This is a genomic window from Leucobacter tenebrionis (genome assembly GCF_019884725.1).
GTDB lineage: Bacteria > Actinomycetota > Actinomycetes > Actinomycetales > Microbacteriaceae > Leucobacter > Leucobacter tenebrionis.
On record NZ_CP082322.1, the window covers coordinates 131,115 to 145,765 of the forward strand.

Annotated in this window: 16 protein-coding genes; 7 read left to right on the forward strand and 9 right to left on the reverse strand. The window is 70.3% G+C overall.

The window, feature by feature from the left end; translation table 11 throughout:
- Positions 1-56: 56 nt before the first annotated feature.
- A complete protein-coding gene (locus KVY00_RS00600) occupies positions 57-842 on the reverse strand; it encodes an ABC transporter ATP-binding protein (protein WP_223043843.1) in 786 nt (261 codons plus the stop codon).
- Positions 843-887: 45 nt separating this feature from the next.
- Here KVY00_RS00600 and serB point away from each other — a divergent pair, with 45 nt between their 5' ends.
- The gene (gene serB, locus KVY00_RS00605; RefSeq protein ID WP_223043844.1) at positions 888-1,526 is read left to right on the forward strand and encodes a phosphoserine phosphatase SerB; all 639 of its coding nucleotides are present in this window, start codon (positions 888-890) and stop codon (positions 1,524-1,526) included.
- Positions 1,527-1,530: 4 nt separating this feature from the next.
- On the opposite strand, the gene KVY00_RS00610 is transcribed toward serB, so the two are convergent.
- Positions 1,531-3,051: an HNH endonuclease signature motif containing protein gene (locus KVY00_RS00610; RefSeq protein WP_223043845.1), complete on the reverse strand. Its 1,521-nt coding sequence runs from the start codon at positions 3,049-3,051 to the stop codon at positions 1,531-1,533.
- Positions 3,052-3,368: 317 nt separating this feature from the next.
- Positions 3,369-4,079: a 3-oxoacyl-ACP reductase FabG gene (gene fabG / locus KVY00_RS00615; RefSeq protein WP_223043846.1), complete on the reverse strand. Its 711-nt coding sequence runs from the start codon at positions 4,077-4,079 to the stop codon at positions 3,369-3,371.
- A 106-nt stretch (positions 4,080-4,185) separates the two neighbouring features.
- On the opposite strand from fabG, the gene KVY00_RS00620 reads away from it, so the two are divergent.
- From KVY00_RS00620 to KVY00_RS00645, 6 genes are all read left to right on the forward strand, one after another.
- Positions 4,186-4,644, forward strand: coding sequence for a DUF3099 domain-containing protein (locus KVY00_RS00620; RefSeq protein WP_223043847.1), 459 nt, complete (start codon positions 4,186-4,188; stop codon positions 4,642-4,644).
- Between the two features lie 11 nt (positions 4,645-4,655).
- Positions 4,656-4,886, forward strand: a complete 231-nt coding sequence (locus KVY00_RS00625; protein WP_223043848.1) for a hypothetical protein — start codon at positions 4,656-4,658, stop codon at positions 4,884-4,886.
- The gene (locus KVY00_RS00630; protein ID WP_223043849.1) at positions 4,879-5,748 is read left to right on the forward strand and encodes an SURF1 family cytochrome oxidase biogenesis protein; all 870 of its coding nucleotides are present in this window, start codon (positions 4,879-4,881) and stop codon (positions 5,746-5,748) included. Before KVY00_RS00625 ends, KVY00_RS00630 begins: the two co-directional genes overlap by 8 nt.
- A 76-nt stretch (positions 5,749-5,824) precedes the next feature.
- A complete protein-coding gene (locus KVY00_RS00635; protein ID WP_223043850.1) occupies positions 5,825-6,259 on the forward strand; it encodes a VOC family protein in 435 nt (144 codons plus the stop codon).
- Positions 6,260-6,409: 150 nt separating this feature from the next.
- Entirely contained in the window at positions 6,410-7,216 is an 807-nt protein-coding gene (locus KVY00_RS00640) for a cutinase family protein (RefSeq protein WP_223043851.1), read from the forward strand.
- Between the two features lie 64 nt (positions 7,217-7,280).
- Positions 7,281-7,775 carry a hypothetical protein gene (locus tag KVY00_RS00645; RefSeq protein WP_223043852.1) on the forward strand — a complete coding sequence of 165 codons (495 nt, stop codon included), beginning with the start codon at positions 7,281-7,283 and terminating at the stop codon, positions 7,773-7,775.
- 131 nt (positions 7,776-7,906) lie between these two features.
- On the opposite strand, the gene KVY00_RS00650 is transcribed toward KVY00_RS00645, so the two are convergent.
- From KVY00_RS00650 to KVY00_RS00675, 6 genes are all read right to left on the reverse strand, one after another.
- Positions 7,907-9,505, reverse strand: a complete 1,599-nt coding sequence (locus tag KVY00_RS00650; RefSeq protein WP_223043853.1) for an ABC-F family ATP-binding cassette domain-containing protein — start codon at positions 9,503-9,505, stop codon at positions 7,907-7,909.
- 120 nt (positions 9,506-9,625) lie between these two features.
- Positions 9,626-10,342 (reverse strand): 6-phosphogluconolactonase, encoded by a 717-nt coding sequence (gene pgl, locus KVY00_RS00655; RefSeq protein WP_223043854.1) that lies wholly within the window; start codon positions 10,340-10,342, stop codon positions 9,626-9,628.
- 2 nt (positions 10,343-10,344) lie between these two features.
- Positions 10,345-11,814 (reverse strand): NADP-dependent phosphogluconate dehydrogenase, encoded by a 1,470-nt coding sequence (gndA, locus tag KVY00_RS00660; RefSeq protein WP_223043855.1) that lies wholly within the window; start codon positions 11,812-11,814, stop codon positions 10,345-10,347.
- Between the two features lie 20 nt (positions 11,815-11,834).
- Positions 11,835-12,767, reverse strand: coding sequence for a glucose-6-phosphate dehydrogenase assembly protein OpcA (locus tag KVY00_RS00665; RefSeq protein WP_223043856.1), 933 nt, complete (start codon positions 12,765-12,767; stop codon positions 11,835-11,837).
- Positions 12,764-14,296, reverse strand: a complete 1,533-nt coding sequence (gene zwf, locus KVY00_RS00670; RefSeq protein WP_223043857.1) for a glucose-6-phosphate dehydrogenase — start codon at positions 14,294-14,296, stop codon at positions 12,764-12,766. The genes KVY00_RS00665 and zwf overlap by 4 nt, the downstream gene beginning before the upstream one ends.
- Entirely contained in the window at positions 14,297-14,647 is a 351-nt protein-coding gene (locus KVY00_RS00675; protein WP_017884676.1) for a metal-sulfur cluster assembly factor, read from the reverse strand.
- Positions 14,648-14,651 lie beyond the last annotated feature (4 nt).

Sequence of the window (14,651 nt, forward strand, 5' to 3'; positions counted from 1 at the left end):
CTGGCCGGCGCTCTGGGTCCGACGACCGGCCCATCCCCGTGAGAATCCGCACGTGTCTACGGGCGGGCGACCGCGGCGTACCGACCGTTCGAGACCGAGAGGTCGAACGGCATGCCGAAGGTCGCTTCGAGATTCTCGGCGGTGAGCGTGTCGGCGATGGGGCCCGCGGCCTGCACGCGCCCGTCGCGCAGCAGCAGCGCGTGGGAGAACCCGGGCGGTACCTCTTCGACGTGGTGAGTCACCATGATCATCGCGGGCGAGTGCGGCGACCGGGCGAAGCCCGAGAGCATCTGCAGCAGCCGTTCCCTCGCACCCAAGTCGAGGCTGGCGCTGGGCTCGTCGAGCAGCAGCATCTCGGGGTCGGTCATCACGGCGCGCGCGATGAGCGCGCGCTTCCGCTCGCCGTCGCTGAGGGTGCCGTAGGCGCGGTCGACGTACTCGGCGAGATCCCACTCGGCGAGGATGCGCTCGGCCTGCCGCACGTCGACCTCGTCGTAGTGCTCGTTCCACCGGCCCTCGACACCGTAGGCGGCGGTCAGCACGAGGTTGCGCACGGTCTCGGAAGCGGGGATGCGCCGACCGGTCGCCGACGACACGAAGCCGATGCGGTTGCGCAGCTCGAAGATGTCGACCCGACCGAGTCGCTTGTCGAGCACCTCGACCGTGCCGGTGGTCGGGTAGTCGTTCGCCGTGGCGAGCTTCATGAGCGTGGTCTTGCCGGCGCCGTTGGGGCCGAGGATCACCCAGCGCTCCGAATCCTCGACCGCCCAGTCGATCCCGTCGAGGATCGGACGGCGGTCGCGCACGTAGGTGACGTCGTTGAAGCGGAGCACGTTGACCATGGGTTCTAGCCTATCGCCCCGGGCGGGCGCACTAGGCTGCTTCTCATGACCGTTTCACCGCTTGTTGTGCTCGATTGCGACTCCACTACGATCCAGGACGAGGTGATCGAACTGCTCGCCGACGCCGCCGGCAGTCGAGAGCGGGTGGCGGAGGTCACCGAACGCGCCATGCGCGGCGAACTCGATTTCGCCGAGAGTCTCGCCGAGCGCGTCGCGACGCTTGCCGGCACGCCCGAGACAGTGTTCGCCGAGGCCTACGGCAGGGTGCGCCTCTCCCCCGGCATCCGCGAACTCATCGCGGCCGTGCACGATCGGGGCGGCAAGGTGGGCGTGGTGTCCGGCGGGTTCCACGAGGTGCTGGATCCGATCGCGGAGGATCTGGGACTCGACTTCTGGCGCGCGAACCGGCTCGAGATCGGCGACGGACGGCTGACCGGTCGCACGGTCGGGCCCGTCGTCGATGCGGCCGTGAAGGCGGCGTCGCTGCGGGAGTGGGCCGAGGCGAGCGGGATCCCGATCTCCGCCACGATGGCGATCGGCGACGGTGCGAACGACCTCGAGATGATGGCGGTCGCCGCCGTCGGCGTCGGCTACAACGCGAAGCCGGTGGTGCGGGATCGCGCCGATGTCTCGATCGAGGGCGATCTGGCGCTGGCGATCCCGCTGTTGGATCGACTGGCGTAGCGGATCAGGCCCTGAAGCGGACCGGGCTCGACCGGGCGCCGGGCGGTCGGTCGGTGTAGGTGCGCCCGGTGGGGCTGGTCCAGCGGAGCACGCCGGCGGATCGCTGTTCGACGCCCCACCCGCCGTGGTGTTTCAGGGTGTGGTGTCCGCGACACAGGTGTGCGAGGTTGTCGGTGGCGGTCGGCCCACCCCTGGCGGCGTCGACGGTGTGATCGAGGTCGCAGCGTGAGATCGGGACCCGGCAGCCGGGAAATCGGCAGCGCCGGTCCCTGGCGCTGAGCAAGCGGCGCATATGCTCGCTGGGCCGGTATCGGTCCACGCTGATCACCTCTCCCGAAGCATTGGAGAGCGCCCTGTCCCAGTGCTCGGTTCGTGCTGCGAGGTCCCGGACAGATGCGGGGTCGATCGCACCATGGCCTGAGAGTTCGCATACCGCGGCGCCGCCCGACGCGACTTGTGCGGCGGATCTCTCTGCGGTCCCCGCGGTGCTCTCTGCGGTCCCCGCGGTGCTCTCGGCAGTCACCGTGGTGCCGCCGGCGGTCCCCGCGGTGCTGTCGGCAGCCCCCGCGGTGCTGCCTGCGGCGACTGCGGTGAAGGCGTCGACCGGGGCCATGACCTGTACGCGCGCCCGAATCGCCTCCGCGGGCGAACCGGAGAACATGGTGTCTTCGCTTCCGCACAGCAGGAGATCCGCGAAGGCGTCGGCGCGCAGCTGATCGCGCGACCGCGGCACGTCGACACCCGCGGAACCATCGGCAGGACCGAGTGCGACGGGATCGGATTCGGTGGGATCGGGTGCGGCGTCTGGGAGGCTCTCCGCCGGCACAGTGCGTTCGCCGCGCTCGGCGGCTCGCGCGATACGGGTGAGCCGGTCATGGATCGCGTACGCCTGCATCGCGGGCAGCGTGGCGACGAGGTCAGCCATGCCGTCCTCACCCTCGATGACGCGCACGCACCGTCCGGCCACAGCCTCTCGGTGACGCTCCTCGAGCGGGCGCTCGGCCCACCGCTCCGCGATCCGCCGTGCGATCGGACGCAGACGGTTCGGAGTCTCCCGCCGTGCAACGTCCAGTACCTCGGCCTCGTACCCCGCGCGCCGCTCACGGATCTCGAGGGTATCCCCTGCGCCGATCACGAGTGCGGCGTCGGCGATCACCCTCCCGTGAGAGAGGGATACCTCACCGCGCTCCAGCGCGTCGACGGTGGCCGAGAACCCGTGGACGAGACGAGTGGCGAGGTCCATCTGCCCCTCGATCTGGTGCTCGCTCAGTGCGACCGCGGTCGCGAGCTCGGCCCGCAGCGATCGATACCGCAGCTCCCGGGAGGATCCCGAACCGAAACCTTCCGCTCCGCCCCGGGTCGCCTCGTCGATCGCCGAGGCGATCAACCGCAAACGCGTCGCGTCGCACGCCCGCTGCTGCAACTCGAGCCGTTCCACCCAGGACACCGCCACCTCGACACCGCTGCACCGGGCCCGGGGCTCGTCGCCGAGGCCGGGAGTCTCGCTGTGGTGCTGATCGGTCATGAGCCCATTGCATCAGTGACCACTGACATTCATGGATCCGGGCAGTTCAGACCCGGGCTCGACGCCCCGCGACGGCATCAGTGAGCTGGGATCGCCACTGCTTCGGACCTCACCCGTATTTCGGACGGTATCCCCCGGTTCGATCCGAAACACGGGTGAGAACCGAAGAACGGTACAGCGCACGAGGAGGCGGAGGGCTGAGGATAAGGGCGAAGCGCAGAGGATAGGGGTGCGGAGCGAGGAAGCGGAGGACTAGGAGCCGGGGGCGGAGGATAGGGGCCGGACGCAGCGGATAGGGGCGGAGCGCAGCGGGACGCTCAGTGCCCCATGCCGAGGCCACCGTCGACCGGGATCACGGCGCCCGAGATGTAGGCGGCGTCGTCCCCGGCGAGGAACGATGCGACGCCGGCGATCTCGGCGACCTGGCCGAAGCGGTTCGCCGGGATGTTCGCGAGGTACTGCTTCTGCTGCTCCTCGGGGAGCGCCGCGGTCATGTCGGTCTCGATGAACCCCGGGGCGATCACGTTGGCCGTGATGTTGCGGGCGCCCAGTTCGCGCGTGAGCGAGCGGGCGAAGCCGACGAGCGCGGCCTTCGACGACGAGTAGTTGATCTGGCCGGGGCCGCCGTAGAGCCCGACGACGGACGACATGAGGATGACGCGCCCGAAACGCCCCTTGAGCAGCCCCTTCGACGCGCGCTTCACGACGCGGAAGGTGCCCGTGAGGTTCGTGTCGATGACGCTCGTGAACTCCTCCTCGGTCATGCGCAGCAGCAGGGTGTCGCGCGTGATGCCGGCGTTGGCCACCACGACCTCGACCGGGCCGAGCTGCGCCTCGATCTCGGTGAACGCCGCGTCGATGGAGTCGGAGTCGGTCATCTCGGCGCGCACCGTGAGCGACCCCTCCGGCCCCTCCCCCGAGCGGGCGGTGACGGCGACGCGGTGCCCGTCGGCGATCATGCGTTCGGCGATCGCGTAGCCGATTCCGCGGTTGCCGCCGGTGACGAGTACGGTGCGCGAGGTGCTCATGGGGGTCCTTCCATCGGTGCTGCTGGCGCGATCCCACCAGCCTATTGCATGTGGGCGCAGTCCCAGACGGACGGCGTAGGCTGGGCTGGTACTGAGGAAAGGGCGCATGGCGAAGAATTCTGGTGCTGCACCAAGCTACAGCGTGACGTCGGCGGGAGTGAATCCGGCCGAGGATCGCGCGCATCGCATGCGCATGTACTTCACGGCGATGTCGCTGCGCGTGGTGTGCGTGGTCTCGCTGTTCTGGCTGCACGGCTGGTGGGTGCTGCTCGCGGCCGCAGGCGCGGTGCTGCTCCCCTGGTTCGCGGTGATGGTCGGCAACGCCGTCGCGCACAACGGGGGTGAGGCCCCCGATGCGCCGCAGCCGCTGAGGATCGAGGGCGCCTCCTCTCCTGAACCGGGCGAGGCTGAAGACACGCTCATCGTGATCGATGTCGAGCCGGAGCGTCGCGCGGCCCCGGCGCACGAAGCGGGAACGGCCGCGCAGGAGGCTTCTGATGAGCAGGCGGGTGTCGCGGATCGCGACGAACCCGGAACACCCGGATCCCCGGGCGGTGCCGCGTGAGCGGCGGGGTGATGAGCGCCGTGACTCTGGGAGGGGCACCCTCGCACCGCTTCGAGTGCTCCCGAGCGGGCTGCCGGGAGGCGGCCGACTGGGCGATCCTGTGGCGCAACCCGAAGATCCACGACGCCGATCGCCGCAAGACCTGGTTGGCCTGCGAAGCGCACCTCGACGTGCTGCGCGAGTTCCTCGCGGCGCGCGACTTCCCGCTCGAGGTCCGAGCAGTGGGTGACCTCGATGGGTGAGGCACGTGAGGTGGGCTGGAGCTTCCTCTACTCCGGGCGCTGGATCGGCTATTTCGCGATGCTCGCGATCTTCTCGGTCGCGTGCGTCTTCCTCGGCAACTGGCAGTTCGACCGACGCGACGAGGCGCGAGCCGAGATCGCGCGCATCGACGCGAACTACGGTGCTCCGGCGACGCCGCTCGCGCAGGAGCTGCCCGATCCGGCCGCGTTCGACGAGGATGCGCAGAAGTGGCGCACGGTCGAGGCCGTGGGCGAGTACATCGGCGACCCCTATCTGGCCCGCAATCGGCCGGGCAGCGAGGGCGTCGGATCGAATCTGATCCAGGCGTTGCGCACCTCCGACGGGCGCGTATTCTTCGTGGATCGCGGCTGGGTGCCGATCGACGGCCACGAGGCGGAGTCGGGCGAGGTCCCCGCCGAGGATCTGCCCCAGGCGCCGAGCGGAGAGGTGCGCGTCGAGGCGAGGCTGCGCGCCTCCGAACCCGCGATCCCGGGCCGAACCTCCGTCGGGAGCACGGTCGCGAGCATCGAGCTGCCCGAGCTCGCGCGTCTCAGCGGTACCGAGGGCGACGCGTACACGGGCGCCTACGGCATGCTGATCTCCGAGACCCCCTCCGGCGAGCACGGTGCGCTGCCCGAGAAGCCGGAGCGCGACGAGGGACCGCACCTCTCCTACGCCCTGCAGTGGTACGTCTTCATCGGTATCGCGGCGGTCGGCGTCGGGTACGCCGCGCGGCGGGAGTACCGCGGACTGAACCCGGACAGCAGCGCTGTGCAGGAGCAGGATCGGCGCAGCGCCGAGCGCAGGCGCCGCCGGGGGCCGAGCGACGCGGAGGAAGAGGACGCGCTGATCGGGGGTTGAACGCGTCCCGCCGGTGCGGGGGCCTGCCGAGGCGCGGGGTTTCCCCCGGGGGTCTCGTTCCAATACTCTGAGGGCTATGAGTGCGGTGAGACAGGTGCAGGTCACGTTCGATTGCGAGCGGCCGCGCGAGGTCGCGGAGTTCTGGAAAGCGGTGCTGGGGTATGTCGATCCCCCGGTCCCTGAGGGCTTCGCATCGTGGAGCGACTTCGACGACTCGCTCCCAGAGAAGGACAGGGGCGCGTTCTGGGCCTGTCAGGATCCCGACGGCGTGGGCCCCAGGCTCTTCTTCCAGCGCGTGCCCGAGGCGAAGGTCGCGAAGAACCGCGTGCATCTCGACGTGCGCGTCGGCGCCGGGCTGCACGGGGAGGAGCGTCTCGCCGCGCTCGAGCGCGAAGCCGACCGGCTCGAGGCGCTCGGCGCCAAACGCCTGTACCTGATGCCGGCCGACGAGGAGAACGAGTCCTGCCAGGTGATGCAGGATGTCGAGGGAAACGAGTTCTGTCTCGACTGACGCGGTCGGCACGCGCCGGAAGGCGGGGGCGGATCGGCGACCGCCGGAGACCGCAGCATGAGGCCCGCGTGGAGCCGACTCCAAGGGCGGGTCGGGCTACCCTGGAGTGTGGTTTCCCCGACGCTCCCCCGACGCGCTCCGATCGTAACGATGCTCTGCGCTGCGGCCGTGCTGATGACGACCGCCCTGTCGGGCTGTGCGACCTCCGTGGACCCGGCAGCCACGCGCGAGTCCCTCACCGAGGTGACCGAGGAGCCGACGCCGCCCGAGGCGGCCGAGCTGTATGACGCCGAACGGCACCCCGAACCCATCGTGGAGCCGGAGGACTGCTCCCGATACCTCGTTATCACGGTGCGGGGTACCGGAGAGCCCGCGAAGGGGCAGCTGCTCTCCCCCGTCGCACGCGAGATATCCGCAGCGCGCCCCGATCAGATCGAGGTGCTCGACCTCGACTACCCCGCCGACACCGATGTGAACGAGGGCGGCACGGTCGGAGTCCGCACGCTCGTCGACACGCTCAACGTGCAGGCCGAGGCGTGCCCCGACCAGCGCTTCGTGCTGCTCGGCTACTCCCAGGGCGCGCTCGTGATCGGAGACGCGCTCGCGCAGCCCGACGCGCGGCTCGTCGGCGCCACGGTCGGAGAGGTGGGGGCCGACGCGGCCGAGAGGATCCTCTCCGTCGTGCTCTACGGGGATCCGCGCTTCGTGGGCAGCGAGCCGTACAACGCGGGCGACTACGATCCCGCGGTGAGCGGCCTTCTCGCGCGACCGGAGGGCAGCCTCGACGCCTTCGCCGACCGCCTGCGCGACTACTGCGCCGCTCGCGACTTCATCTGCCAGAGCACGCTCGACCTCGACGAGTCAGGCCACGTCGAGTACTTCGACAACGGCATGCAGCAGGACGGTGCGGCGTTCGCGATCACGAGGCTCGACCCGCACGACCGCGCTGATTCGTAGGGGGAAGCCGTGTAGCGTGGGAGGCGAGTGCCCGCAACGCGGCGGGCACGGCGAGGAGGTACCGATGCCCGGCAAGTACGACCACCTGTTCGTGACGCAGATGCCCGTCTGCGGACCCGACGACTTCAACAACGAGGGCGAGGCCGCCGAGCTGGCGCCGCCGAAGAATCTCGGCGAGGCCAACTGGCTGCTGCACGCGGGCCTCGTGCCCGACGCCAAGGTCAACATGACCCACATCTGGATCCACGAGACCGAGGTGCCCGAGCTCTGGGTCGTGCCGCACGTGCACGACTACGACGAGATCCTCATCTGGACGGGCGGCGATCCCGACAACCCCCACGACCTCGGCGCCGAGATCTATATGGACATCGAGGGCGAGCGGCACACCATCACGACCTCCGGTTGCGTGTACATCCCCGCGGGGGTCGAGCACTGCCCGCTCGGCTTCAACCGCGTCGACCGGCCGTTCCGCTTCAGCGCGCTCTCGCTCGCTCCGCACTACGTCTCGGACCGCGAGGAGCGCGCCGCCGAGCGCGCGAGGGCGTCGCTCGAGGATTGACGGGCGGCACCGCTCGCGGAGTGAGGGCGAGCGGCGCAGAGACGCGCGGGTCGGGATCTGGCCGGGCCGGCTCGCGCGGGTCGGGATCTGGCCGGGCCGGCTCGGGCGGGTCCGGATCGGGCCCGGGCCGGCTAGGCCAGCTCGATCAGCTCGAGGTACTCCTTCGACCAGTGGTCCTCGGTGGCCTCCGGCATGATGAGCACCCGCTCGGGGTTCAGCGCCTCGACGGCGCCCGGATCGTGCGACACGAGCACGACCGCGCCCGTGAAGTGCGCGAGGGCGTCGAGGATCTCCTCGCGGCTGGCCGGGTCGAGGTTGTTCGTCGGCTCGTCGAGCAGCAGCACGTTGGCGCTCGACACCACGAGCATCGCGAGTGCCAGACGGGTCTTCTCTCCGCCGGAGAGCACGCCCGCGGGCTTGTGCACGTCGTCGCCGGTGAAGAGGAACGAGCCGAGCACCTTGCGCGCCTCGGTCTCGGTCAGGTGCTGCGACACGGAGACCATGTTCTGCAGCACGCTCGCCTTGACGTCGAGCGTCTCGTGCTCCTGGGCGTAGTAGCCGACCTTGAGCCCGTGTCCGGCGATGATCTCGCCTGTGTCGGGTTCGTCCACCTGGGCCAGCAGACGCAGCAGCGTGGTCTTGCCCGCGCCGTTGAGTCCGAGCACGACGACCTTCGATCCGCGGTCGACCGCCAGGTCGACGCCGGAGAAGATCTCGAGCGAGCCGAACGACTTCGAGAGGCCCTGCGCCATGATCGGGGTCTTGCCGCAGGGCGAGGGGTCGGGGAAGCGCAGCTTCGCGACGCGATCCACCTGGCGCTCCTCCTCGAGGCCCGCGAGCATCTTGTCTGCTCGCGCGACCATCTGGTGCGCGGCGGCGGCCTTCGAGGCCTTCGCTCCGAATCTTGCGGCCTGATCCTTGAGTGCCGACGCCTTCTTCTCGACGTTCGCGCGCTCCTTGCGGCGGCGCTCCTCGTCGGCGGCGCGCTGGCGCAGGTAGAGCTTCCAGTTCATGTTGTAGACGTCGATGACCTGGCGGTTCGCGTCGAGGTAGAAGACCCGGTTGACGGTCTCCCCCACGAGATCGACGTCGTGCGAGATGATGATGCAGCCGCCCTTGTAGCTCTTCAGGAACTCGCGCAGCCACACGATCGAGTCGGCGTCGAGGTGGTTCGTCGGCTCGTCGAGGATCATTGTGTCGGCGTCGCTGAACAGGATCCTGGCGAGCTCGATGCGACGCCGCTGGCCGCCCGACAGAGTCTTGAGCGGCTGGTCGAGCACCCGGTCGGGCAGGCCGAGGTTGTGCGAGATCGACGCCGCTTCCGACTCGGCGGCGTACCCGCCGAGCGCGTGGAAGCGGTCGGTGAGGTTGCCGAAGCGCTTCATCGCCTTCTCGGCGACCTTCGGGTCGTCGGAGGACATCTCCTCGGTCGCCTTCGCGATGTTCTTCGTGAGCGTGCCGAGGCCGCGGGCGTCGAGGATGCGGTGCCGTGCGATCTGCTCGGGATCGCCGGAGCGCGGATCCTGCGGGAGGAATCCGAGCTCGCCCGACACGGTGACCTTGCCCTCGGCCGGCTGCAGTTCACCTGAGAGGGTGCGCGTGAGCGTGGTCTTCCCCGCGCCGTTGCGCCCGACGAGACCGACCTTGTCACCGGGGTTCACTCGGAAGCTGACTCCCCCCATGAGGCGACGGGCGCCCACATCGATGGCGAGGTCTTCGACGGTGATCATGCTGGAAAGCTCCTTGAACGTGCGGTGAACGTGCTGCGGCCGGTCGGCGAGCGCGCAACCTCGCTAGTCTACTCGGCGCGTCAGGATCCTGCGACTCGCGCCGCTCGCGCAGGATGACCGCTACTCCCCCAGCGCCGCCGGGTCCGCCCAGAGCACCGTCTCAGTGCGCCCGGCCAGGCGCGCGGCCGGCACGAGCGGCTCGGGCCGCGCGAGCAGGGCCCGCACGGCGTCGGCCTTGCCCGCCCCCGCAGCAAGCAGCCACGAGCGCTCGGCGCGATTCAGCGCGGGCAGCGAGAACGTCACCCGCTCGGGCGGCGGCTTCGGAGAGTCGCGCACCGCCAGAGCGGAGGGGCCGTCGACCAGCAGCACCTCGGATCGCCCCGGGAACAGCGAGGCGACGTGTCCGTCCTCCCCCACGCCGCTCAGGGCGACGTCGATCCGCTCCACGCGATCCACGATGCCCGCGTACTCTGCGGCGGCCTCGTCGAGCGAGAGCCCCGAGTCCGCGGCCGGTACACGGTGCACCAGCGTCGGGTCGGTCTCGACCGCCGCGAACAGCGACTGGTCGGCGAGCAGATCGTTGCGATCCTCGTGGCCGGCCGGAACGAACCGCTCGTCGCCCCAGAGAAAGCGCACGCGGCTCCAGTCGACGGAGTCGCGCTCGGCGTGGTCGCGCACGGCCAGCAGCACCTGGGCGCCCGCGCGCCCGCCGGTCAGCACCGCGCACGGCACGGCCCCGGCCTCCTGGCGCTCGCGGCAGACCTCGATCAGGGCCGCCGCGACGGCTTCGCCGAGCGTCTGCAGGTCAGCGACCCGCTCGACCCGCGGACTCACCATCGCTACGCCTCCACCTCGGTGCGGTCCCCCGACCAGCGGGTGTGGAACACGCCCTCACGATCGACGCGCCGGTAGGTGTGGGCGCCGAAGAAGTCGCGCTGCCCCTGGATGAGCGCGGCCGGCAGGCGCTCGGCGCGCAGGCCGTCGTAGTAGGCCAGCGACGAGGAGAACGCCGGGGCCGGGATGCCGGCCGTCGTCGCAGCGATCACGACCCGCCGCCATGCGGCCTGGCCGCGGCTCAGGGCATCGGCGAAGTAGGGTGCGGCCATCAGCAGCGGCAGATCGGGCTGCTCGGCGTAGGCGTCGGCGATCCTGCCCAGGAACTGCGCGCGGATGATGCATCCCCCGCGCCAGATCTTCGAGATCGCGCCCAGGTCGATGCGCCAGTCGTACTCCGCCGCGCCGGCCCGGATCTCGTCGAAGCCCTGCGAATACGCGACGATCTTCGAGGCGTAGAGGGCCTGGCGCACGTCCTCGATGAATTCGGCCTCGTCGGCGACCGCGAAGGCCTCGGCAGGCCCGGGCAGGTCGGCCGCCGCGGCGCGCTGCTCGGGGTGCGAGGAGAGCGAGCGGGCGAACGTCGCCTCCGCGATCCCCGAGACCGGCACGCCGAGCGCGAGCGCGGTCTGCACGGTCCAGGCGCCCGTCCCCTTCGCCCCCGCCTGGTCGAGGATCACGTCGACGAGCGGTCGGCCGGTGGTGGCGTCGTTCTGCCGCAGCACCTCCGCGGTGATCTCGATGAGATACGACTCGAGCTCGCCCCAGTTCCACTCGGCGAAGATCTCCGCGATCTCGGCGGGGCTCTTGCCGGTGCCGCGGCGGATCAGGTCGTAGGCCTCGGCGATCAGCTGCATGTCGGCGTACTCGATGCCGTTGTGCACCATCTTCACGAAGTGGCCCGCGCCGTCGTGGCCAACGTGGGTGACGCAGGGCTCACCCTCCGCGACCGCGGCGATGGACTTCAGGATCGGGCCGAGCGTGACCCAGGATTCGTCGGATCCGCCCGGCATGATGCTCGGGCCGTTGAGGGCACCCTCCTCGCCGCCCGAGATCCCGGCCCCGACGAAGTTGATGCCGGTCTCGCGCACCGCGCGCTCGCGGCGGATCGTGTCCGGGAAGTGGGCGTTGCCGCCGTCGACGATGATGTCGCCGGGCTCGAAGACCTCGACGAGGGCGTCGATCGTGGCATCGGTCGCGGCACCGGCCTGCACCATGATGATCGCGGTGCGCGGGCGCGTGAGGCTCGCGGCGAACTCGGCGTAGGAGTAGGCGGGGACGAACCCGGCCTCGGGATGCTCGGCGACGAGCCTCTCGGTGCGCTCGGGGCTGCGGTTCAGCACCGCGACCGTGTTGCCCTCGCGGCTCGCCAGGTTGCGGGCGAGGTTCGCCCCCATCACAGCGAGGCCGACGACCCCGATGTTCGCCGTCGCTGCCGTCGCCGCGGGCGTATCCGCGGCTCCTGCGCCGTTCACTGCTGCGTGCTCTGTTCCGCTCAAGACTGTGGCTCCGTTCGGTTGTTCGTTTCGAGCTGCTTCACGACGCCGCCGTACATCGAGTCCTCGTCGAGGATGCGCAGCTCCTCGGCCAGGCACTCCCGCAGCGTGCGGCGCGGCAGCGAGATCTCGTGCCGCGGCTGCCCGGGCTGGCTCAGCACCGCGCGGTCGGTGGAGACCCGCTCGAGCACCGCGTCGCCCGAGGCGCGCCGCAGCGCCACCGAGCGCACACCGCCGGACACCGTCGAGCGATCCTCCAGGCGGCAGTCTACGGGCACCTGCAGCATGAGCTCGAGCCAGGTCGCGAGCAGCTTCGTCGACGGCGAGTCGGCCCCGCCGACGACCTCGACGGAGGTCACGGGATCGAACGGCGGCTGGTCGAGGATCGCGGCGAGGTACTCCCGCCAACGCGTCAGGCGCGTCCAGGCGAGGTCGGTGTCGCCCGGCGTGTAGTCGGAGGCGCGGGCGGCGAAGGCCTCGGCCGGGGAGGCCGCGCTGTCGGTGATCCGGCGCTGGGCGATCCTGCCGAGCGGGTGCGCGCCGGGGCGCTCGGGGGCGTTCCCGGGCCACCACACGACGACCGGCGCGTCGGGCAGCAGCAGCCCGGTGACGAGGCTCTCGATCCCGGTGCAGACCTCGCCGTAGGCGCGCAGCACGACGACGTCGCTGGCGCCGGCGTCGGCTCCGACGCGGATCTCGGCGTCGAGCCGGGGCTCCGCCGACGCGGGGTTCGCGACGAGCACGATGACGCGCATCGGGTGCTCGCTCGAGGCGTGATTGGCCGCCTCGACCACCGACTCGTCGATGGGTTCGGAGGTGGCGATGATGAGGGTGAGCACGCGACCGAGCGCGGAGACGCCGCCCTCGAGGCGCATGGCGACGAGGCGGCGAGCGACCTTGCTCACCGTGGTGTTGGGAAGATGCTCGATCACGGGCGCCTCCAACTGCGGCCGTCGCGGGCCAGAAGATCGTCGGCGGAGGCGGGGCCCCAGGAGCCGGGGGCGTACTGCTCGGGCGTCTCACCGCGCGATGCCCAGAACTCCTCGATGGGATCGAGGATCCGCCACGACAGCTCGACCTCCGCCTGGCGCGGGAAGAGCGGCGCGTCGCCGAGCAGCACGTCGAGGATCAGACGCTCGTAGGCTTCGGGGCTCGCCTCGGTGAACGCGTGTCCGTAGCCGAAATCCATGGTGACGTCGCGCACCCGCGTGCCCGTGCCGGGCACCTTCGCGTCGAAGCGCATGGTGATGCCCTCGTCGGGCTGCACCCTGATCACGAGGGCGTTCGAACCCTGATCGCTGCCGTGCGCCTTCGCGAACAGCTCCCCCGCCTCGCGGCGGAACACCACGGCGATCTCGGTCACCCGCCGCCCGAGGCGCTTGCCGGTGCGCAGGTAGAAGGGGACGTCCGACCATCGTCGGGTGTTCACGAACAGCTTCATCGCGGCGTAGGTCTCGGTGCGGGATGCGGGATCCATTCCCTCCTCCTCGAGGAACCCTCGCACCAGCTCGCCGCCCTGCCAGCCGCCGGCGTACTGCCCCCTCGCGGTCGCGGTAGCGAGATCCGCGGGCAGCCGCACCGCCTCGAGCACCTTCTCCTTCTCCGCGCGCAGGTGATCGGCGCTGAGCGAGATGGGCTCCTCCATCGCGGTGAGGGCGAGCAGCTGCAGCAGATGGTTCTGGATCACGTCGCGGGCCGCGCCCACGCCGTCGTAGTAGCCGGCGCGCCCGCCGACCCCGATGTCCTCGGCCATCGTGATCTGCACGTGGTCGACGTAGTTGCGGTTCCAGATCGGCTCGTACATCGAGTTCGCGAACCTCAGCGAGAGGATGTTCTGCACCGTCTCCTTGCCGAGGTAATGATCGATGCGGAAGATCGAGTCGGCCGGGAAGGCCGACTCGAGGGTGTCGTTGAGATCCCGTGCCGACTGCAGATCCTGCCCGAACGGCTTCTCGATGATCACGCGCCGCCAGCGCTGATCGTCGACGGTGCGATCCACGAGACCCGAGCTGCTCAGGTGCCGGGCCACCTCGGGGAACGACTTCGGCGGGATGGACAGGTAGAAGGCGTGGTTGCCCATCGTGCCCCGCTCCCGATCCAGCGCGTCGACGGTCTCGCGGAGGCGGGTGTACGCCTCGGGATCGTCGAAGCGCCCCTGCACGAAGCGGATGCCCTCGGCGAGCTGCCGCCACGTCGACTCCCGGAAGGGCGTGCGCGCGTGCTTGCGCACCGCATCGTGCACGATCTCCGCGAAGTCGCGATCCGCCCAGTCGCGGCGGCTGAAGCCGACGAGCGCGAAACCGGGCGGCAGCAGGCCGCGGTTCGCGAGGTCGTAGACCGCCGGCATCAGCTTCTTGCGCGACAGGTCGCCGGTCACGCCGAAGATCACGAGAGCGCTCGGCCCGGCGATCCTGTTGAGACGAGGATCGCCGGGCGAGCGCAGCGGGTTGGCAGGACTCATCTAGATGGCGAAGCCCAGCGCGCGCATCATGTCCCGTCCGTCGTCCGTGATGCGCTCCGGCGTCCACGGCGGCATCCACACCCAGTTGATGCGGAACGCCGCGACGAGCCCGTCCAGCGCCTCGGCGATGTCGTTCTCGATCACGTCGGTGAGCGGGCAGCCCGCGCTCGTCAGCGTCATGCTGATGACCAGGGCGTCATGCTCCTCGTCGTAGGCCAGATCGTAGATCAGGCCGAGGTCGACGATGTTGACGCCGAGCTCGGGGTCGGAGACGTTCTTCAGCGCCTCCGTGGCCTGCTCGCGGAACTCCGGGTCGATCGACTGCGGAACCGTCGTAGTCTCGTCGCTCATACGA

Excerpts from the sequence above, each read along its gene's own strand:
- KVY00_RS00600 (WP_223043843.1), bottom strand. The coding sequence starts at position 842 with ATGGTCAACGTGCTCCGCTTCAACGACGTCACCTACGTGCGCGACCGC.
- serB (WP_223043844.1), top strand. The coding sequence starts at position 888 with ATGACCGTTTCACCGCTTGTTGTGCTCGATTGCGACTCCACTACGATC.
- KVY00_RS00610 (WP_223043845.1), bottom strand. The coding sequence starts at position 3,051 with ATGACCGATCAGCACCACAGCGAGACTCCCGGCCTCGGCGACGAGCCC.
- fabG (WP_223043846.1), bottom strand. The coding sequence starts at position 4,079 with ATGAGCACCTCGCGCACCGTACTCGTCACCGGCGGCAACCGCGGAATC.
- KVY00_RS00620 (WP_223043847.1), top strand. The coding sequence starts at position 4,186 with ATGGCGAAGAATTCTGGTGCTGCACCAAGCTACAGCGTGACGTCGGCG.
- KVY00_RS00625 (WP_223043848.1), top strand. The coding sequence starts at position 4,656 with ATGAGCGCCGTGACTCTGGGAGGGGCACCCTCGCACCGCTTCGAGTGC.
- KVY00_RS00630 (WP_223043849.1), top strand. The coding sequence starts at position 4,879 with ATGGGTGAGGCACGTGAGGTGGGCTGGAGCTTCCTCTACTCCGGGCGC.
- KVY00_RS00635 (WP_223043850.1), top strand. The coding sequence starts at position 5,825 with ATGAGTGCGGTGAGACAGGTGCAGGTCACGTTCGATTGCGAGCGGCCG.
- KVY00_RS00640 (WP_223043851.1), top strand. The coding sequence starts at position 6,410 with ATGCTCTGCGCTGCGGCCGTGCTGATGACGACCGCCCTGTCGGGCTGT.
- KVY00_RS00645 (WP_223043852.1), top strand. The coding sequence starts at position 7,281 with ATGCCCGGCAAGTACGACCACCTGTTCGTGACGCAGATGCCCGTCTGC.
- KVY00_RS00650 (WP_223043853.1), bottom strand. The coding sequence starts at position 9,505 with ATGATCACCGTCGAAGACCTCGCCATCGATGTGGGCGCCCGTCGCCTC.
- pgl (WP_223043854.1), bottom strand. The coding sequence starts at position 10,342 with ATGGTGAGTCCGCGGGTCGAGCGGGTCGCTGACCTGCAGACGCTCGGC.
- zwf (WP_223043857.1), bottom strand. The coding sequence starts at position 14,296 with ATGAGTCCTGCCAACCCGCTGCGCTCGCCCGGCGATCCTCGTCTCAAC.
- KVY00_RS00675 (WP_017884676.1), bottom strand. The coding sequence starts at position 14,647 with ATGAGCGACGAGACTACGACGGTTCCGCAGTCGATCGACCCGGAGTTC.